The sequence below is a fragment of the Caballeronia udeis genome, from assembly GCF_001544555.2.
In the GTDB taxonomy this organism is placed as follows: Bacteria; Pseudomonadota; Gammaproteobacteria; order Burkholderiales; family Burkholderiaceae; genus Caballeronia; species Caballeronia udeis.
Window position 1 is genome coordinate 155,940 of record NZ_FCOK02000009.1, and the last position, 18,503, is coordinate 174,442.

Consider the following 18,503-nt stretch of genomic DNA (forward strand, 5'->3'; position numbering starts at 1 on the left):
CATACCGCGGTGCTTGGCAATCACCGGCCCAAACCGGCGACCCTGCCCAGGCGGTCTCAAAAAGCGGGCTACAACGGAAAAGGGCTGGTGTGAAAACACACCAGCCCCTTCTGAATTGCCTCAGGATCGCGTCAGGCTGAAGCAGGAGCCGTGGCGTTACCCGGTTTGACTTCCGCGCCGGTGTTTCCGCCACCCGACGACGGATCACCCGACGGCGGCGGCAGGTTCTTCGGCGGACGCGGCGGACGACCGCCCATGATGTCGCTGATCTGGTCTGCGTCGATGGTTTCCCATTCCAGCAGCGCCTTCGTCATGGCTTCGACCTTGTCGCGGTTATCTTCCAGCAGCTTGCGCGCAAGACCGTATTGTTCGTCGAGAATCCGGCGAATTTCGGCATCGACCTTTTGCTGCGTGGCTTCGGATACCGTCTTCGACGCCATCTTGCCAAACATGCCGTCCTGTTCAGTGTCGACATACACCATGGTGCCGAGCACATCCGACATGCCGTAGCGCGTCACCATGTCGCGCGCCATTTTCGTTGCGCGCTCGAAGTCGTTCGATGCACCCGTCGACATGGAGTTCAGGAACACTTCTTCCGACGCCCGGCCGCCAAACAGAATGGCGATTTCCTCGAGCATCTTGTCGCGATACAAGTTCACGCGATCATGTTCCGGCAACTGCCACGTGACGCCCAATGCCCAGCCGCGCGGCATGATGGTGACCTTGTGGACCGGATCGGCATGAGGCAGCAGCTTCGCGACCACCGCGTGACCCGACTCGTGATATGCCGTATTGCGGCGCTCTTCTTCACGCATCACGGCAGACTTGCGTTCCGGACCCATGAAGATCTTGTCTTTCGCGTCTTCGAAGTCCGCCATTTCGACGATCCGCTTGCCGCGACGAGCAGCAAACAGCGCTGCTTCGTTCACAAGGTTCGCCAAATCAGCGCCCGAGAAGCCCGGCGTGCCACGTGCAATCACCGAAGCGTCGACGTCATTCGAAATAGGCACCTTGCGCAGATGGACCTTCATGATGTGTTCGCGACCGCGGATATCCGGCAAGCCCACGTACACCTGACGGTCGAAACGGCCCGGACGCAGCAATGCTTTGTCCAGCACGTCCGAGCGGTTGGTCGCGGCGATCACGATCACGCCGGAGTTCGCCTCGAAACCGTCCATTTCCACGAGCATCTGGTTCAACGTCTGTTCGCGTTCGTCGTTACCGCCACCCATGCCGGCGCCGCGATGACGGCCCACAGCATCGATTTCGTCGATAAACACGATACACGGAGCATGCTTCTTGGCCTGCTCGAACATGTCGCGCACTCGCGCTGCACCCACGCCCACGAACATTTCAACGAAGTCCGAACCCGAGATGCTGAAGAACGGTACCTTCGCTTCGCCCGCAATGGCGCGCGCCAGCAGCGTCTTACCCGTACCCGGAGGGCCGACCAGCAGCACACCGCGGGGAATCCGGCCACCCAGCTTCTGGAATTTCTGCGGGTCGCGCAGGAAGTCGACGAGTTCGGAGACCTCCTCCTTCGCCTCGTCACAGCCTGCGACATCGGTAAAATTGATCGCGTTGTTGTTTTCGTCGATCAGCCGCGCTCGCGACTTGCCGAACGAAAATGCTCCGCCTTTCCCGCCGCCCTGCATTTGCCGCATCATGAAGAACCAGAAACCGATGATCAGGATCGTCGGTCCGAGGTAATACAGCGCGGAAACCAGCGCGTTCGGTTCGTCATCGGCCTTGCCGCTGACCTGGACGCCATACTTCATCAAGTCGCCGACCATCCAGATATCGCCAGGCGACACGATTTGATATTTCTGACCGTCTGCGGGAGTAACGGTGAGATTACGGCCCTGAACGGTAACGGTCTTGACCTTACCGGACTTCGCGTCGTCCATGAATTGCGAATACGAAACACCTTCCTGGACGCGGGGCTTGTCGAACTGCTTGAACACCGTGAACAGCACCAGTGCGATAACCAGCCACACCGCTGCCTTAGAGAACATATTGTTGTTCAAAGCACCACTCCTTCACTCATAGACGGGCGCCTACATTCGCCTTGCGGCACCACGAAAGCATTCTAATCCAGACCGCAAACCCCTGCTATAGCCTTTAACTAGCACGAAGATAGCGGCCGGGACCCGATTTTTGGGCATATCCGGCGAAAATGCCCGCCAGGACACCCGGTCACCGGCGGCGTTTCCACCCGCAACTCTCAATCCGGATGCTTGAGTTGCCTGCCCAAAATAAACGTTTCGGACGATTTATCGCGCGACGCCTTCGGCTTGCGCGGCGCGACGATTTTGAATTGATGCTTGAACTTTTCCACTATTTGACTATAGCCGCTGCCATGAAAACATTTGACCAATAAAGCGCCTTCCGGCTTCAGATGGTTCTGCGAGAAGTCGAGCGCCAGATCGCACAGATGTTCCATTCGTGCTGCATCCGCACTGGCAACACCTGAGAGGTTGGGGGCCATGTCCGAGATTACAAGATCGACTTGATGATCTCCGACGATTTCCTTCAACTGGTCCAGTACCAGGTCTTCGCGGAAGTCGCCCTGGATGAAGATCACGTCGGCAATCGGCTCCATGGGCAGCAGGTCGAGCGCGATAATCTTGCCGTCGATCCCGCCTTCGCGCGTTTCGCCGCGCTTGGCGCCTTTAGCCAATTGGTTGCGCGCGTACTGGCTCCAGCTTCCCGGGGCCGAACCCAGGTCGACGATGATCTGGCCCGGTTTGATCAACTTGTCCTGCTCGTCGATCTCCTTGAGCTTGTACGCTGCGCGCGCCCGATAGCCCTCGCGCTGCGCGAGTTTCACGTACGGATCGTTGATGTGGTCGTGCAGCCACGAGTAATTGAAGCGATTTTTTGCCATTAAGAATGAACTCTTGCTGCGTGAAGCTGTGCTTTTAGCGGATAATACGCGTCTAATTCGGGCTGCTGCTCATTTGCTGGGCACTCATTTGGCCAATAAGAAGCAGCCTTCGTCGATGTGGACAACCGAAGTGGCCAGCCAATACCGGCGCCGTTGCGTCCTGTGTTTGCCTGCGGTGTTGCTGGCGGTTTTGCCAGCGGTGTTGCCAGATGCCCGAGGTGAATAACGTGCTTCGGGCTTGCCTGGCAACGGGCGGCGTCCGAGCTCCGGCGATTAAAGATTCGTTAAAATCAAGTCCGTTGCTCGCCGCACCGCCTCGCGCCGCCCGTCATTTTCTTGAGCAAGGCGTCCCGCCCTGCCCGTCTTTGTTTTGCAATCGCGACCGTTCAGCCGTTTTTACGCTACGGCGCCTCTCATTTTAGTCGAGTCCGTTACTTCTCATGCCAGCTCTCAAACTTTCTCCCGCCCAACGCGCCGACCTCCGCTCCCAGGCTCACGCGCTCAAGCCCGTCGTACTCGTTGGCGGCGAAGGGCTGACCGAGGCCGTGCTGGCCGAGATCGAGGTGCACCTTGCTGCACATCAGCTCATCAAGATCCGCGTATTCGGCGACGACCGCGAAGCCCGCACCGCAGCCTACGTCGAAATCTGTGACCGGCTGGGCGCGGCGCCGATCCAGCAGATCGGCAAGTTGCTGGTGGTGTGGCGGCCGGAAAGCGACGAAGCAGCCAAGCCTTCCCGCGCTGCCGGTGTCCGCGGCGCCAACCGCATAGCGCCTCCGAGCGCCGGCGAGGCCGCTGCCGAAACCTCGTCGAAGGGACGTGCGCCGCGCGTGGTCAAGGTTGTCAAGATCACGCGTGACGCACCTGTGGTCCGCAAGCCGAAGAAGCAAAAACTGTTGGTTCGCGGCAACGAACGTGTGACGGCTGGCGGCAACGTCAAGCGCGCAAAGAAGCGTCTGCCCAGCGCCAAGCGTCACCATCAATCGTCGAAATAAGCCTTTCCAGGCTCACCCGGAAAGCAAAAAGCCGGCCACGCCCGATACTCTCGGGCATGGCCGGCTTTTTTTAACCGCGCGCGCGACGTGCCGCGACGCTGGCTGTCTTTCCCTTCGGAATGACCGATTGCGCCGGAAATTGCCCAGGCGGCAGGCGCCAGAACAACACCAGCCCCAGCACGCTCTCCACCAGGTAGAACGCGCTGGATACCCCGTGCAACATGCCGAAGCGGCTTGCATAGGGTGATTGCGCGAGTTCCATTCCGCCTTCCTGAGCCGCCACCCGCAGCGCGCTCATGAACGGTTGCAGGCCGAAATAACCGATCAGCACGCATAGCAGCATGCCCGCTATGACCCACCGGGTCCGCTTGTATTCGGCGAAACCCGTCCGAACGAGGCGATTGGCCAATACCAGCAGCAGCAGCGCGCAGATCACGCCGAGGAATCCCTCGATGCGAAACAGCTGCGCCGCAACCGATCCCGCCGATGTTCGATCCAGCATGCTGAACAGTACCGGCGCCGCCACGTACCCGAGCGTCAGCACGCTGCCTACCCAGATCATGGCGATGATCCGAAAGAATCGATGAGCCATCAGACGTACTTGACCGCGATGATTTCGTACGCGCGCGCGCCGCTCGGCGCCTGCACCGACGCTACGTCACCCTCGGTCTTGCCGATCAGCGCACGCGCGATGGGCGAGCTGATGGAGATCAGTCCGTGATCGATGTCCGCTTCGTCGTCGCCGACGATCTGGTACGTGACCATGTCGCCGGTGGCCGTCTCTTCCAGCTCGACCGTTGCGCCGAAGATCACGCGGCCGTCGGCTTCCACCGCCGTCGGGTCGATGACTTGCGCGCCGGCCAGTTTCGACTCGATCTCGGCAATGCGGCCCTCGATAAAGCCCTGCTTCTCCTTGGCCGCGTCGTATTCGGCGTTTTCCGACAGATCACCCTGTGCGCGGGCTTCGGCGATCGAATTCACGACAGCCGGACGCTCCACGGATTTGAGGCGTTGCAATTCGTCGCGCAGCAATGCCGCGCCGCGTTTAGTCAAAGGAACTGTGCTCATAAACAACTCATTACGCAAAAATGCAGACGTAAAAAAATTACCGCGGTTAAGTGCATCTCCCGGTAAAAAAGGAAGACGCCGCTTAACCGCGGCCCTTGATGCTTAGACTTCGTTTAGAGACTCTGATACTGCTGAGACTCGAATCAGAAGCCTTAGTTTAGGCGAGCATGCAGTCCTTGTAAATCATAGACTTCCAGGTCCTTCAGATATCGCAGCCCTTCGACCGCCGCGCGCGCGCCCGACATGGTCGTATAGTACGTGACCTTGTTGGCTTGTGCGCTCATGCGGATCGAGCGGGAATCGGCAATGGCGGCGCGGGTTTCGTCTACGGTGGTGAAAACCAGCGCGATTTCGCCGTTCTTGATCATATCCACAATGTGCGGCCGGCCGTCCTTCACCTTGTTGACCACTTTCACCGGCACGCCCGCTGCCTGAATGGCCGACGCGGTGCCCTTGGTCGCCACGATCGGGTAGCCGAGCTCATGCAGCATGGTCGCGACTTCCACGGCCTTCTGCTTGTCGGCATCCATCACCGTCAGGAGAACCGTGCCGCTTTCCGGAAGGCGCGAACCTGCCGCGAGTTGCGACTTGAACAGCGCTTCGCCGAACGTCCGGCCCACGCCCATCACTTCGCCCGTCGAGCGCATTTCAGGTCCGAGCACCGGATCGACCGCCGGGAACTTCACGAACGGGAACACCGCTTCCTTGACGCTGAAATACGGCGGGATCACTTCCTTCGTCACGCCTTGGTCGGCAAGTTTCTGGCCGACCATTGCGCGAGCGGCGATCTTGGCCAAAGGCAAGCCCGTCGCCTTCGATACATACGGCACCGTCCGCGAAGCACGCGGATTCACTTCGAGCACGTAGATCACGTCCTGCTTCGTGCCGTCTTCACGCGGCACCTGCTGGATCGCGAACTGCACGTTCATCAGGCCGATCACGTTCAGCGCGCGGGCCATGGCGCCGGTCTGGCGCTTGAGCTCATCGACGGTTTCCTGCGACAGCGAATATGGCGGCAGCGAACAAGCGGAGTCGCCGGAATGCACGCCCGCCTGCTCGATGTGCTCCATCACACCGCCGATAAACACCGCTTCGCCATCCGAAATACAGTCCACGTCGCATTCGATTGCGTCGTTAAGGAAACGGTCCAGCAGCACCGGCGAATCGTGCGACACCTTCACCGCTTCGCGCATGTAGCGTTCGAGGTCGCGCGGCTCGTGCACGATTTCCATCGCGCGGCCACCCAGCACGTACGACGGACGCACGACCAGCGGATAGCCGATTTCTTCGGCCAGGCGCAACGCTTCGTCTTCGGCGCGTGCAGTGCGGTTTGGCGGCTGACGCAGGTTCAGGTCCTGCAGCAGCTTCTGGAAACGCTCGCGGTCTTCGGCGGCATCGATCATGTCCGGCGACGTTCCAATGATGGGCACGCCATTCGCCTCGAGGTCCAGCGCGAGCTTCAGCGGCGTCTGACCGCCGTATTGCACGATCACGCCAACCGGCTTTTCCAGTTCGACGATTTCGAGCACATCTTCCAGCGTCAGCGATTCGAAGTACAGCCGATCGGACGTGTCGTAGTCGGTGGAAACGGTCTCGGGATTGCAGTTGACCATGATCGTTTCATAGCCGTCTTCGCGCATCGCGAGCGCTGCATGCACACAGCAGTAGTCGAACTCGATGCCCTGCCCGATCCGGTTCGGGCCACCGCCCAGCACCATGATCTTCTTTTTATCGGTCGGATTCGCTTCGCACTCTTCCTCGTAGGTCGAGTACATGTAGGCCGTTTTCGTCGCGAACTCAGCCGCGCACGTGTCCACGCGCTTGTAGACCGGACGCACCTTCAGCGCATGGCGATGCTTGCGCACAGCCGTTTGATCCGAGCCAAGCAACTTGGCGAGGCGTCGATCCGAGAACCCGCTCTGCTTCAGATACAGCATTTCCTCTTTGGTCAGGCTCTCGATCGTACGACCGCTCAATGCCTTTTCCTTCGAGATGATCTGTTCGATCTGCGCGAGGAACCACGGGTCAATAGCCGTTTCCTCGAAGATTTCTTCCGCAGTCAAACCGAGACGGAACGCGTCGCCCAGGAACCAGATCCGGTCCGGACCCGGCTCGCCAATTTCGCGAATCACTTCGTCGCGGCTGGTGGTCTTTTCATCGAGCCCGTCGACGCCCACTTCCAGCCCGCGCAACGCCTTCTGGAACGATTCCTGGAAGGTGCGGCCAATGGCCATCACTTCGCCGACCGACTTCATTTGTGTCGTCAGGCGTGCATCGGCTTCACGGAATTTTTCGAACGCAAAACGTGGAATCTTCGTAACCACGTAGTCGATGGTCGGTTCGAACGACGCCGGCGTCTGACCGCCCGTGATCTCGTTCTTCAGCTCATCGAGCGTGTAGCCAACGGCCAGCTTCGCCGCGACCTTGGCGATCGGGAAACCGGTCGCCTTCGACGCCAGCGCAGACGAACGCGACACACGCGGATTCATCTCGATCACGACCATGCGGCCGTCTTTCGGGTTGATCGCGAACTGCACGTTCGAGCCGCCCGTGTCCACGCCAATCTCGCGCAGCACGGCGAGCGATGCGTTACGCAGGATCTGGTATTCCTTGTCGGTGAGCGTCTGGGCCGGCGCGACCGTGATGGAGTCGCCGGTATGCACGCCCATCGGGTCCAGGTTTTCGATCGAGCAAACAATGATGCAGTTGTCCTTGGTATCGCGGACCACTTCCATCTCGAACTCTTTCCAGCCCAGCAGCGACTCTTCGATCAGCAATTCGCGCGTGGGCGACAGATCCAGTCCGCGCTTGCAAATCTCTTCGAATTCTTCCTTGTTGTACGCAATCCCGCCGCCCGATCCGCCCAGCGTGAACGAAGGACGAATCACCGTCGGATAGCCGCCGCTGCCGGTCTGCACGGCGATATCCGCCTGCACCAGCAGCGCCTCTTCCATGGAATGCGCGATGCCTGACTTGGCCGAACCCAGGCCAATCTTGGTCATTGCTTCCTTGAACTTCTGGCGGTCTTCGGCCTTATCGATGGCTTCCGGCGACGCGCCGATCAACTCGACCTTGTACTTTTCCAGCACGCCGTGATGGAACAAATCCAGCGCGCAGTTCAGCGCGGTTTGTCCGCCCATGGTCGGCAGGATGGCGTCGGGGCGTTCTTTGTCGATGATGCGCTCGACGACTTCCCACGTGATCGGCTCGATATACGTGACGTCGGCCGTGTTCGGGTCGGTCATGATCGTCGCGGGATTGCTGTTGACGAGAATGACCTTGTAGCCTTCCTCGCGCAGCGCCTTGCAAGCCTGCGCGCCCGAATAATCGAACTCGCACGCCTGGCCGATGATGATCGGTCCCGCGCCGATGATGAGGATGCTCTTGATGTCTGTCCGCTTCGGCATAACTGCTCTCAATGATTGTGTTGCTGTGTTCTGTCTTTGCGTGTCTGCGTGACTATTTAAGCTGCGACCCTTTGCGCTTCCATCAGGCCGACGAATCGATCGAACAAGTACGCGATATCGTTCGGTCCCGGCGACGCTTCAGGGTGACCCTGGAAGCAGAACGCGGGTTTATCGGTGAGCGCAAAGCCCTGCAGCGTGCCGTCGAACAGCGACGTATGCGTGACTCGGGCGTTGGCCGGTAGCGTGGCGGCATCGACAGCAAAACCGTGGTTCTGCGACGTGATCACCACGCGGCCGTTCTCGAGATCCTTCACCGGATGATTCGCGCCGTGATGGCCCGTTTTCATCTTCATGGTCTTCGCGCCCACAGCCAGGCCCATGATCTGGTGACCGAGGCAAATGCCGAACGTCGGAATACCGCGTTTGATGAATTCGCGCGTGGCTGCAATCGCGTAGTCGCACGGCTCCGGATCGCCGGGACCGTTCGAGAGGAAGATGCCGTCGGGGTTCAGCGCGAGGGCGTCGGCGGCGGTCGACTCAGCCGGCAGCACGGTGACATGGCAACCGCGCTCGGTCAGCATGCGCAGGATGTTGTACTTCACGCCGAAGTCGAACGCGACCACGCGATACTGCGGCGCCTTCTGCTCGCCGTAGCCGCTTTCCAGGCGCCATTCGGATTGCTTCCACTCGTACTTTTCCTTGGTGGAGACGACCTTGGCGAGGTCCATTCCCGACAAACCCGGGAACGAGCGCGCGAGTTCCAGGGCTTTCGCTTCAGCGTCGGCACCCGCACCGGCGAGAATGCAGCCGTTTTGCGCACCCTTGTCGCGCAGGATTCGCGTGAGTTTGCGTGTATCGATATTCGAAATGGCGACGACGTTTTCCGCTTTCAGATAGTCGGCGAGGGATTGTTCGGAGCGGAAATTCGAGGCGAGCACCGGCAGATCTCGAATGATCAGGCCGGCGGCATGGACTTTGGTGGATTCGACGTCTTCAGCGTTCACACCGACATTGCCGATGTGCGGATACGTCAGGGTGACGATTTGCTGGGCGTAGCTCGGATCCGTCAGGATTTCCTGATAACCGGTGATAGCGGTGTTGAACACCACTTCGCCGATCGTGTGACCGGACGCGCCGATCGAGTGACCACGAAAGACCGTGCCGTCGGCGAGTGCGAGGATTGCGGGAGAGAATGACGGCAACACGGGAGGCTCCTTTGGAACACCCTGTTTGCCGACCTGTCATCCGACCGTGGAGTCGCGCGCGGCCGTGAATTGGCGCGCACAGACCCGCATCGCGTTCGATTGCGTCGGGCGCAAGACTCGCCGGTTTCGCCGATAGGGCTCCAATGTTTGGGCGCGCGAATCAGGCGTCAGGCGGGTTGCGCGCGTGTTGCAAGGCGCGGCGGATGAGCGGTGAGTGGGAGGTAGGCGCTAGGGTGTAGGTTGATTTGCTCAAACCTTCGAATTATAGCCCGAAAACGCCCCTCCTTCCAAATTTGAGACGCGCAACATGCAAGACGCGTTCCAGGTTAGGCGCTGCGGGCCTTATGCAGCGGACATGTAGCGATCATGATGCCACGCCGCCGCGCTTTTCGAGAACGCTGCTTGGCAGGACATACCAGATGGCACTGGCAATTTGCAGTGCGATCAACACGCCCCACGCGCTTAAGTGCGCCGCCGCGGGATAGTGGCCACCCTGGGCTGGCCAGCGCGACAGCATCGCACCTATGCCCACCTGCAAGCCGAAGATCAGGATGAACAGCACGAGCGTGAGTGTGCTGTGCGCCCGGCCGATCATGTGCGTCGGGAAATACTCGGCCATCACCGCGTAACTCAGGATGCCCGTTCCGCCGAAAACGCCATAACACGCAATCAGCAACGCCGGAGATATAGGGGCGCGCACAAGCATAAGCACCTGCACAACTACGAAAAGCGCCATGCCGAAGCCACAAAACGCGTAGACCGTGACGCCGCGTTTCTGCAGACCACGTGCCGCCACGCCAAAACCGACACAGCCGATCATCATCGCGATGCCGAGCACCGACACCAGCACTGCGGCGTATTGGGCGCTGAGACCCATGACATCGAGGAGATAGGGCCTTATCCAGAGCGACTGCATCGCGTAGAAAACGCCTTGCGTAACGACCGAAAACGACGCGATCTTCCAGAATGTGCCGCTGCCGAGGATGCGCCACGTGCCCTTGAACTGGGTGAGCATGCCGGCATTTCGATGTACGCCGTCGCGATGTTCCGGCGCGAACAGGAAAATGGCCGCCGCGACCGCGAGAGTCATCGCGACGAGACCGTAGCAGACGTTGCGCCAGTCAGTCACGCCGAGCAGGATGGCGAGCGGCGAACCGACCACCACGCCGCCAAGGCCGCCTACCGCCATCACGAGGCCGTTGACCATCGGAAGTTGTGCCACGGGCAGGATCTGCGCGAGCGCCTTGAACGCTGCGCTCATGCAGACAGACACACCCACGCCAATCAGCAGCCGCCCCAGCATCATTGCGCCAATGCCATGCGCCGCCCCGAATACGCCGATTCCCACCGCCGCGAACAACAGCATGCCCGCCGTGACGCGGCGCGGGCCAAAGCGGTCGAGCAACATGCCCACGGGAATCTGCGCCGCCGCGAAGCCAAGGAAATACAGCGACGTGAGCAAGCCGAGATCGGCGCCGGACAAACCCAGGTCGTGCGTAATGTAGGGCGCGAAGCCAAGATTGACCCCACGGAACACGTACGAGACGAAATATCCGGCAGAAAACAGAAAAAAGACGCGAAGCCGAACGGAAGACGTCATGTGCGGCGCAGTGATTTTTATATGAAGCGGCAGTTTAACGCGCACGCGCAAATGAAAACGCCGTCACCTTGGTGACGGCGTGGATACTTGACCGCGCAGACAGGTTATTGCTTCTTCTTTTTATCTGTCGACTTGGTTGATTTCATGCTTTTGGAAACCGCCTCAGGTTTGACCGCCGCTGATTTGACCGCTTTGGACGGTGCACTGAATTTTTCAGTTACGCGCGTCACCTTGGCCGGAGCGCTGGTCTTCCCGCCACGCGCCGCGCTCTTCGACTCCGGCACGTGCGTGCCGATCTTCGTCACGCCGCCCTTGTTGCGGCTCGACGCAGACACCGTTTCCACATGCACGGGGCCGGGTTCAGCCGGGACAGCACGCCCAACCGGCACGTGCAGCACGATCAGCTGGCCAGGCAACACGGAATCGCGGCGAGTGCGATTCCAGCTCTTGACCTGCGCGATCGACACGTTATAGCGATCGGCGAAGGTCGACATGGTTTGCGCGCGGCGAACGCGAATCAGCATCTTGCGGGTATCGGGAACATCCGGCTCCACAGCCAGCATCGCGCTTTCGGCAACGTCGGCGCTGATGTCCTCGTCGTCGTCATCGCTGCGCGGCACAACAATGGTCGAGCCCGCTTTCAGCCGCATGCCGGCCGGAATGCGGTTCACCGACATCAGCGTATCCGCGTCCACACCAATCTTCTGCGCGATAACCGCGGGTGTTGCCCGTTCGCTCACCGTATAAGTGGTCCACGACGACAACTGGCCCGAGTACGACTTCAGATTCTTCTGGAAGGCGCTGGCGTTATCGAAGGGAAGCAGGATTTGCGGGTTCGTTGCGCCGAGAATCACCGGTTTTGCAAACGAGGGATTCAGCGAGCGGAACTCCTCGACCGTCATGCCCGCGAGCTTGGCGGCCATGGTCACGTCCATGTCGCGCGACGTGGTGACCGTCACGAAATACGGGTGATTTGGAATGTCCGGAAGCGTCAGCCCGTACATTTGCGGATTGGCAACGATGTTCTTCACCGCCTGCAGCTTCGGGACATAGTTGCGGGTCTCGTTCGGCATGCGCAGGCTTTGATAGTCTGTCGGCAGGCCCATCGCCTCGTTCTTGGCGATCGCCTTCTGCACATTGCCCTCGCCCCAGTTGTAGGCGGCTAGCGCCAGATCCCAGTCGCCGAACATGTCGTGAAGGCGCGAAAGATAGTCGAGCGCCGCGCTGGTCGAGGCAAGCACGTCGCGGCGCTCATCCTGAAACATGTTCTGCTTCAGGTTGTAGTCGCGGCCCGTGCCCGGCACGAATTGCCACATGCCCGCGGCCTTCGCGACCGATAGCGCCTGCGGGTTATAGGCCGATTCAATAAAAGGCAACAGCGCGAGTTCGGTCGGCATGTGCCGCTGCTCGAGTTCCTCGACAATGTGATACAGGTATTTTTGCGAGCGGCCCGTCATGCGCTCGACGTAATCCGGGCGTTGCGCGTACCAGTTGACCTGCATGTCGACCAGGTCGCTTTGCAAGTCGGGAATCTGGAAACCCCGGCGGATACGGCCCCACAAATCACCGTCAGGTCCGCTAAGTGAATCGAGGGACGTCTTGTCGACGTTGATCGTTTCCTTGGCGGTGGCGTTCTTGCGGATTGCGTCTGCTACGGCTTGCTGATTTTGCGCTGAAGGGAGGGAAGAAAGGGAGTTGGTCGCTGTCGGGCCCTGGCTGGCACAAGCAGCCAATGTCAGGACGAGGAGCGCGCTTAAAATCAATCGCATGAACGTCTCGGATTCCAAAAAATGTGCTTGGAAATTTGGACCCGATAGTACGGAACCGCACTCATCGCGTCAATATAAATGCAAAAAACACAGCAAAATCCGAGGCCTGCAATGGTTTTCAACGTTTCAGATGAAGATAACCGCAGGCGTCTACGGGTTAGCGAAATTTGTCCTTCCAGCCGCGCAGCAGCGTGAACGCGTCGAGCCGGTCGCGCACCGGGCGCTCGAACTGCGCGGCAAGCGTGGCCTGCACGCTTTTTTCACCCACGCGCAGGAACGGATTTGCATTTCGTTCGTGCAGGAGCGTGGTTGGAATGGTCGGCTGATTGCACGCGCGCAGGCTCTCGGCTGCCTTCTGCCAGTCGGCCAGCGCTGCATTGCCCGGCTCGGCGGCGCGAGCGAAACGGATGTTCGACAGCGTATATTCGTGGGCGCAGTGAACCAGCGTGGCGTCGGGAAGCGCGGCGAGCGCGTCGAGCGAATTCAGCATTTGTTGCGGTGTGCCTTCAAACAGACGGCCGCAGCCGCTCGCGAACAGGGTGTCGCCGCAAAAGAGATGCGGCGTGCCTTGGGGATCGTCCGGCTGGAAGTACGCTATATGTCCGGCGGTATGCCCCGGTACGTCGATAACCGAGCATTCCAGCGCCGGACTCGCGATACTGACGTGATCGCCCTGTTTCACGCGCCGCGTCAGATGCTCGATAGCCTCGCCAGCCGGACCGATCACCGGGATATCTCGATCGGCTGATTGGCTAACGAGCAGTTTTGCGACGCCGCCGACGTGGTCGTGATGGTGGTGCGTGAGTAAAATAGCAGTCAGCCGCCAACCGCGTTTCGTCAGATAGGCTTCGACGGGCGCGGCGTCGCCAGGATCGACCACGACGGCATTGTGACCGTCCGACACCAGCCAGATGTAGTTGTCTTCGAACGCCGGAACCGGCACGTACTCAAGCGTTTTCATAAGGCGACTCACCCGAACATGTCAGAGCGAACAATTATAGACTGGCCCGCCTGGACACTTTCCGCGCCCGGCCGCTATGTGCTCGAGTGGGAACAGGCGCAGCTCGACCGCGTGGTGTCGGATATTTTCGGCTATCACGCGCTGCAACTCGGCCTGCCCGGGCTTGACGCGTTGCGCGAGAATCGTATGCCCTATCGCGGCCTCGTGCTCGATACCGCCAGCGCTGCGAGCGCGCCGTTCACGCTGCCGCCGGCGGTTTCGGCCGACGCGCGGCCCGGCGTGACGTCGCTGCCGTCGGCAAGCCGCGGCCTGCACGCGCCTGAGGGGCGCAGCACTGTGTGGTGCGACCTGCTCGATTTGCCGTTCGAGGCGCAAAGCGTCGATCTGCTGGTCATGCCCCATACGCTGGAGTTCACGAGCGACCCGCATCGGCTGCTCAGAGAAGCTGAACGTGTGCTGATGCCTGAAGGGCAGTTGATCATCCTGGGCTTTAATTCCCTGAGCCTGTGGGGTGCGCGGCAATCGCTCGGCAAGGTTGCAGGCAAGCCGTTTGTCCCGTCGGCGCACGAAATGATCGCGTTCACGCGGATCAAGGACTGGATCAAGCTGCTCGGATTCGACCTTGAACGCGGGCGCTTCGGCTGCTATCGTCCGCCTCTCCTGACCGAACAGTGGCTGGCGCGCTATCAGTTCATGGAAGCCGCCGGCGACCGGTGGTGGCCGATCTTCGGCGCCGCCTACATGATTACGGCCATCAAGCGCGTGCGCGGCATGCGCCTGATCGGGCCGCGCAAGCTGAAAAAACCTGCCCTCGCACCGGGACTCGCCCCGGTCGCCACGCCGCATACACGCAACGAGCATTGATGACCTTAGACACCACAGACAAAGTAATCGACATTTATACCGACGGCGCCTGCAAAGGCAATCCTGGCCCCGGCGGCTGGGGCGCACTCCTGCGTTTCGGCGATCAGGAAAAGGAATTGTTCGGCGGCGAAACGCCGACGACCAACAACCGCATGGAGCTCATGGGCGTGATTTCGGCGCTCGAAGCGCTCAAGCGGCCGTGTCGCGTGGTCATTCACACCGACTCACAATATGTCCAGAAGGGCATCAGCGAATGGATCCACGGCTGGAAAAAGAAGAACTGGATGACGGCGGCGAAAACCCCCGTCAAGAATGCGGATCTGTGGAAACGGCTCGATGCGCTGGTGGGTCAGCACCAGATCGAATGGCGCTGGGTGAAAGGGCATTCTGGCCATCCGGAAAATGAACGCGCTGACGCGCTTGCGAATCGCGGCGTCACTTCACTCGCCGAAGGTTAATTTTTATCTCTATGCGCCAACTCGTACTCGATACCGAAACAACCGGCCTCAACGCCCGCACGGGCGATCGTATTATCGAAATCGGCTGCGTCGAGCTTGTGAATCGACGGCTCACCGGCAATAACCTGCACTTCTACGTGAATCCGGGACGCGACAGCGATCCGGGCGCGCTCGCGGTGCACGGCCTGACAACGGAATTTCTCAGCGACAAACCCAAGTTCGCCGATATCGCCGCCGAGTTGCGCGACTTCGTGGCGGGTGCGGAGCTGATCATCCACAACGCACCGTTCGACGTCGGCTTCATGGACGTGGAGTTCGCTCTGGTCGGCATGCCCGGCGTGAAGGAAGTGTGCGGCGGCGTGATCGACACGCTCGTGCAAGCGAAGCAGATGTTCCCCGGCAAGCGCAATTCACTCGATGCGTTGTGCGACCGGTTTGGCATCAGTAACGCGCATCGGACGTTGCATGGCGCCCTGCTCGACTCGGAATTGCTGGCAGAAGTTTATCTGGCGATGACGCGTGGCCAGGAAAGCCTCGTGATCGATATGCTCGGTGAAGCGCAGTCGACCGGTGAGGGTCACGCGCCACGTATTGCGCTCGATGATCTGCAGTTGCCGGTGCTGGTGGCGTCGGAGGAAGAACTGAGCGCGCATCTCGCGGTTCTCGACGATCTCGACAAGGCGGTCAAGGGGACAAGCGTGTGGCGGATCGAGACGGTGATCGCGGTCGAAGTACCGGCGGGGTCCTGATCCATCCAAATAACAAGTAACGCAATTATTGAAGTGCTCAAAGATTCGCTTTACGAAACAGCCAGGCTCTGACATAATCCAAAGCTCTTCGGGTGGTTAGCTCAGCGGTAGAGCACTGCCTTCACACGGCAGGGGTCACAGGTTCAATCCCTGTACCACCCACCAGGATTTCGCGGTTGAGTTTGCATCGCGTTGAAAAAGGCTCTCAGGCAAATGCTTGAGGGCCTTTTTCTTTTCGTGCACAGAAACCTCGCTGGGTGACGCGCAGGATGATACGGGCATTGCTTTGGAAACTATGCAGACAGCGCGCTGGTCAGCGACAGCATCCTCCAACACTCGAGCCGTTCATCAAGGCCAGTAACGGCCCAAGAGTCCTCTCAGAACAGTTCCGAATGCGTGCCGGCGCGAACAAAAACGACCTCTTTGTCGTCGGCGCGGTAGATCAACAAGAAATCTCCCCCAACGTGGCATTCGCGATGATCGGCCCACTCACCGTTTAGCTCATGGTCCTTGTATTCGGCCGGCAGCGGCTCGTCATTGGCGGTCAGCAACTGCATCGTATTCTTGAGTGCTCGCATGTCGTAACGACCCGAATGCGAGAGACTCACCCAATCTTTCTCAAACTGCTTCGTGTGATCGCTTTTTCGAGGCAGCTTTGCCTTTTTTTGCTTCGAGTTCATTAAATAGATCCGCCGGGGAGTCGAAGCGTGCGCTCCCCTTCATTTCCCGAGATTCGCGAAGCGCTTGCAAAGTGGTTTCGTTCGAGATGCGGACGTCGAACGGCAGACCGCCATGAACGATCACCTGGCGAAGAAACATCCGAATAGCGTCGGATAGGGTTAGCCCGTTTTCGGCCAACACCGTTTCGGCGCCTTTTTTCAGGTCCGGCTCAATCCGCGTGCGGACATCAGCAGATTTAAGGGTGACAGGTGCCATGGTTTGACCTCGTAGCGTTAGTTCTGGACGCTCAACGCGACAACGTCCCTGACGCACGGAGAGTAAGAATCCTCATTGGATAGCGAGCGTCGTAGCTGCATTGTAGCTACATTGGTACTACGCAGCAACGTGATGCCATCTGAACTGCACTGACTCGGCGCCTGAAACACCCACAATCCGGGTACATGCCGCGGATCGTTGACCACTCCGCCGCGTTGTAGAACTCGCACGGGTTATCCGTCGATGCAACCGTGAACCGCTTGGCAACCTCGACGCAAAAGCGCACGACCTCCGCAATGTCGGTTTCATGGTTGGCGCTTGAGTCGCTACCGCCCACCACCGACTGCGCGGTCACCGTGACCCCGACAACCGGCGCTTCAGTCGCAATATGCGGTTGCATGATGCTGTTGACAATGACGGGAAAATACTCATTAGCCGTGCGGAGGCTGAAAATAATCAGGAATACAAATTAAATGAGATGGGGATATCGATGGAAAATACTGGCGGCGGAATCTGGCAAACGTGGGGGCGAGACGAATAAAAAAAGCCCTCAGGCAAATAACTGAGGGCTCCGCTGGTTGCTGGTGCCTACGCCGGGTTCAAGCCCCGATGCTCGAACTCTGGCGCAACGACATGTCTAGCGCGCGTGCCGTCTTGCGATCGCCCTCGCTTGCCAGCGCGGCGCGGAAGACAGTTTTGCGATTGTGTCCGGCGGCGGCGGGCGAATCCCACAGCAGTTCCATCTTGGGCCGCGCCTCCCGGCCGAACAAACCGCGTTTCGTTGGCACAACGGCCGCCGCGGTAGCGCTGCTTTCCAAGCCGGCAGCCCCGGTATCGGAAGCCGACCCCTCAGGCCATTTCACCGATAACTCCCGCGCATCGTACTGACCGAGTTTGCGGCTTTCGGCCCAGACGACCGCCGTGCGCGTGGTGGTATCGATGGAAATGGCATAACGCCCGATCGCAAACCGGCGCGCGGCAATATTCGTGCGCCACAGTGCGCGAGGCCGGCAAATCCACAGAACTACCCCATAAAGCGCGGGTGCGACGAGCAGCCAGCCGTTGGTTTCGGCCAGTGCGTGAATGGCATCTTTCCAGCCGGCGGTCCAGGTAAAGAACCCGACCGACCACACCGCGAACAGGAAACTCAGCAGCGCGAGCAGCCGCAAGGCTTGCCGCAGCCACTGCGGCAGCGGGTGCAGCGGCCGTTCCGCGCGCGCCCGGGCACCGGGAAGGAACAGCAGCAGAAACAAAAGCACGAGGGTGACGCAGGCCCACGGCGACGAAGTCATCGCGCGCAGCGAAGAGAGATAGCCCATCTGCGACATCGAGAACAACCAGCGCGCGGCCAGCACGAGTCCGATCGCCCGCAGCGCGAACACAGTGCCAGCACCGGGTGCCGGGCTCGCGCTACTCTGCTTCGTTCTCGCCAAAACTTCACTCCTGTTCACGACTGTCCTTGTTCGCGCGGTAAGTTCCTCCCGTCGCGCGATGCGATTTTCAAGAGACTTCCACACCCGTCCACACGTTCGTTCCGATGCTGCACCGCATTTCGCGAGGCCCGCACATTATAGGGAGAATGTCGAAAACGGCATCGGCCCGGC

17 protein-coding genes and 1 tRNA gene are annotated in these 18,503 nt (G+C 60.0%); 5 read left to right on the forward strand and 13 right to left on the reverse strand.

Annotated elements, in window-relative coordinates:
- Positions 1–131: 131 nt before the first annotated feature.
- Together ftsH and AWB69_RS09575 are read right to left on the reverse strand one after the other, a co-directional pair.
- A complete protein-coding gene (gene ftsH / locus AWB69_RS09570) occupies positions 132–2,027 on the reverse strand; it encodes an ATP-dependent zinc metalloprotease FtsH (RefSeq protein WP_062084650.1) in 1,896 nt (631 codons plus the stop codon).
- Positions 2,028–2,224: 197 nt separating this feature from the next.
- A complete protein-coding gene (locus tag AWB69_RS09575; RefSeq protein ID WP_062084651.1) occupies positions 2,225–2,887 on the reverse strand; it encodes an RlmE family RNA methyltransferase in 663 nt (220 codons plus the stop codon).
- Positions 2,888–3,327: 440 nt separating this feature from the next.
- Here AWB69_RS09575 and AWB69_RS09580 point away from each other — a divergent pair, with 440 nt between their 5' ends.
- Positions 3,328–3,882, forward strand: coding sequence for a YhbY family RNA-binding protein (locus AWB69_RS09580; RefSeq protein WP_062084652.1), 555 nt, complete (start codon positions 3,328–3,330; stop codon positions 3,880–3,882).
- 70 nt (positions 3,883–3,952) lie between these two features.
- Here the strand turns inward: AWB69_RS09580 and AWB69_RS09585 are convergent, their stop codons facing one another.
- The 7 genes from AWB69_RS09585 to gloB all read right to left on the reverse strand — a co-directional run bounded on the left by AWB69_RS09585 (position 3,953) and on the right by gloB (position 13,892).
- A complete protein-coding gene (locus AWB69_RS09585; RefSeq protein ID WP_062084653.1) occupies positions 3,953–4,474 on the reverse strand; it encodes a DUF4149 domain-containing protein in 522 nt (173 codons plus the stop codon).
- The gene (gene greA / locus AWB69_RS09590) at positions 4,474–4,950 is read right to left on the reverse strand and encodes a transcription elongation factor GreA (protein ID WP_062084654.1); all 477 of its coding nucleotides are present in this window, start codon (positions 4,948–4,950) and stop codon (positions 4,474–4,476) included. Before greA ends, AWB69_RS09585 begins: the two co-directional genes overlap by 1 nt.
- A gap of 152 nt (positions 4,951–5,102) precedes the next feature.
- The gene (carB, locus tag AWB69_RS09595) at positions 5,103–8,357 is read right to left on the reverse strand and encodes a carbamoyl-phosphate synthase large subunit (protein ID WP_062084655.1); all 3,255 of its coding nucleotides are present in this window, start codon (positions 8,355–8,357) and stop codon (positions 5,103–5,105) included.
- A 56-nt stretch (positions 8,358–8,413) separates the two neighbouring features.
- Positions 8,414–9,562 carry a glutamine-hydrolyzing carbamoyl-phosphate synthase small subunit gene (gene carA, locus AWB69_RS09600; protein WP_062084656.1) on the reverse strand — a complete coding sequence of 383 codons (1,149 nt, stop codon included), beginning with the start codon at positions 9,560–9,562 and terminating at the stop codon, positions 8,414–8,416.
- Between the two features lie 364 nt (positions 9,563–9,926).
- Entirely contained in the window at positions 9,927–11,162 is a 1,236-nt protein-coding gene (locus AWB69_RS09605) for an MFS transporter (protein ID WP_062084691.1), read from the reverse strand.
- A gap of 104 nt (positions 11,163–11,266) precedes the next feature.
- Positions 11,267–12,931 (reverse strand): transglycosylase SLT domain-containing protein, encoded by a 1,665-nt coding sequence (locus tag AWB69_RS09610; protein WP_062084657.1) that lies wholly within the window; start codon positions 12,929–12,931, stop codon positions 11,267–11,269.
- Positions 12,932–13,088: 157 nt separating this feature from the next.
- Positions 13,089–13,892: a hydroxyacylglutathione hydrolase gene (gene gloB, locus AWB69_RS09615; RefSeq protein ID WP_062084658.1), complete on the reverse strand. Its 804-nt coding sequence runs from the start codon at positions 13,890–13,892 to the stop codon at positions 13,089–13,091.
- A gap of 18 nt (positions 13,893–13,910) precedes the next feature.
- On the opposite strand from gloB, the gene AWB69_RS09620 reads away from it, so the two are divergent.
- The 4 genes from AWB69_RS09620 to AWB69_RS09635 all read left to right on the forward strand — a co-directional run bounded on the left by AWB69_RS09620 (position 13,911) and on the right by AWB69_RS09635 (position 16,128).
- Positions 13,911–14,756, forward strand: coding sequence for a class I SAM-dependent methyltransferase (locus AWB69_RS09620; protein WP_062084659.1), 846 nt, complete (start codon positions 13,911–13,913; stop codon positions 14,754–14,756).
- On the forward strand, positions 14,756–15,214 hold the full coding sequence (rnhA, locus tag AWB69_RS09625; RefSeq protein WP_062084660.1) for a ribonuclease HI: 459 nt from the start codon (positions 14,756–14,758) through the stop codon (positions 15,212–15,214). Before AWB69_RS09620 ends, rnhA begins: the two co-directional genes overlap by 1 nt.
- A gap of 11 nt (positions 15,215–15,225) precedes the next feature.
- Positions 15,226–15,963, forward strand: a complete 738-nt coding sequence (dnaQ, locus tag AWB69_RS09630) for a DNA polymerase III subunit epsilon (protein ID WP_062084661.1) — start codon at positions 15,226–15,228, stop codon at positions 15,961–15,963.
- 90 nt (positions 15,964–16,053) lie between these two features.
- Positions 16,054–16,128: transfer RNA gene (locus tag AWB69_RS09635), tRNA-Val, on the forward strand.
- Between the two features lie 212 nt (positions 16,129–16,340).
- Here AWB69_RS09635 and AWB69_RS09640 read toward each other — a convergent pair.
- From AWB69_RS09640 to AWB69_RS09655, 4 genes are all read right to left on the reverse strand, one after another.
- Positions 16,341–16,643: a type II toxin-antitoxin system YafQ family toxin gene (locus AWB69_RS09640; RefSeq protein ID WP_062084662.1), complete on the reverse strand. Its 303-nt coding sequence runs from the start codon at positions 16,641–16,643 to the stop codon at positions 16,341–16,343.
- Positions 16,582–16,899 (reverse strand): type II toxin-antitoxin system RelB/DinJ family antitoxin, encoded by a 318-nt coding sequence (locus tag AWB69_RS09645; RefSeq protein WP_062084663.1) that lies wholly within the window; start codon positions 16,897–16,899, stop codon positions 16,582–16,584. Before AWB69_RS09645 ends, AWB69_RS09640 begins: the two co-directional genes overlap by 62 nt.
- A gap of 106 nt (positions 16,900–17,005) precedes the next feature.
- Entirely contained in the window at positions 17,006–17,299 is a 294-nt protein-coding gene (locus AWB69_RS09650; protein WP_062084664.1) for a DUF1177 family protein, read from the reverse strand.
- Positions 17,300–17,498: 199 nt separating this feature from the next.
- A complete protein-coding gene (locus tag AWB69_RS09655) occupies positions 17,499–18,332 on the reverse strand; it encodes a hypothetical protein (protein ID WP_062084665.1) in 834 nt (277 codons plus the stop codon).
- Positions 18,333–18,503: the final 171 nt, after the last annotated feature.

Coding starts and splice junctions, on each gene's coding strand:
- rnhA (WP_062084660.1), top strand. CDS start 14,756: ATGACCTTAGACACCACAGACAAAGTAATCGACATTTATACCGACGGC.
- AWB69_RS09645 (WP_062084663.1), bottom strand. CDS start 16,899: ATGGCACCTGTCACCCTTAAATCTGCTGATGTCCGCACGCGGATTGAG.
- gloB (WP_062084658.1), bottom strand. CDS start 13,892: ATGAAAACGCTTGAGTACGTGCCGGTTCCGGCGTTCGAAGACAACTAC.
- AWB69_RS09580 (WP_062084652.1), top strand. CDS start 3,328: ATGCCAGCTCTCAAACTTTCTCCCGCCCAACGCGCCGACCTCCGCTCC.
- AWB69_RS09620 (WP_062084659.1), top strand. CDS start 13,911: ATGTCAGAGCGAACAATTATAGACTGGCCCGCCTGGACACTTTCCGCG.
- AWB69_RS09575 (WP_062084651.1), bottom strand. CDS start 2,887: ATGGCAAAAAATCGCTTCAATTACTCGTGGCTGCACGACCACATCAAC.
- AWB69_RS09585 (WP_062084653.1), bottom strand. CDS start 4,474: ATGGCTCATCGATTCTTTCGGATCATCGCCATGATCTGGGTAGGCAGC.
- AWB69_RS09605 (WP_062084691.1), bottom strand. CDS start 11,162: ATGACGTCTTCCGTTCGGCTTCGCGTCTTTTTTCTGTTTTCTGCCGGA.
- AWB69_RS09610 (WP_062084657.1), bottom strand. CDS start 12,931: ATGCGATTGATTTTAAGCGCGCTCCTCGTCCTGACATTGGCTGCTTGT.
- AWB69_RS09640 (WP_062084662.1), bottom strand. CDS start 16,643: ATGAACTCGAAGCAAAAAAAGGCAAAGCTGCCTCGAAAAAGCGATCAC.
- dnaQ (WP_062084661.1), top strand. CDS start 15,226: ATGCGCCAACTCGTACTCGATACCGAAACAACCGGCCTCAACGCCCGC.
- carB (WP_062084655.1), bottom strand. CDS start 8,357: ATGCCGAAGCGGACAGACATCAAGAGCATCCTCATCATCGGCGCGGGA.
- AWB69_RS09650 (WP_062084664.1), bottom strand. CDS start 17,299: ATGCAACCGCATATTGCGACTGAAGCGCCGGTTGTCGGGGTCACGGTG.
- greA (WP_062084654.1), bottom strand. CDS start 4,950: ATGAGCACAGTTCCTTTGACTAAACGCGGCGCGGCATTGCTGCGCGAC.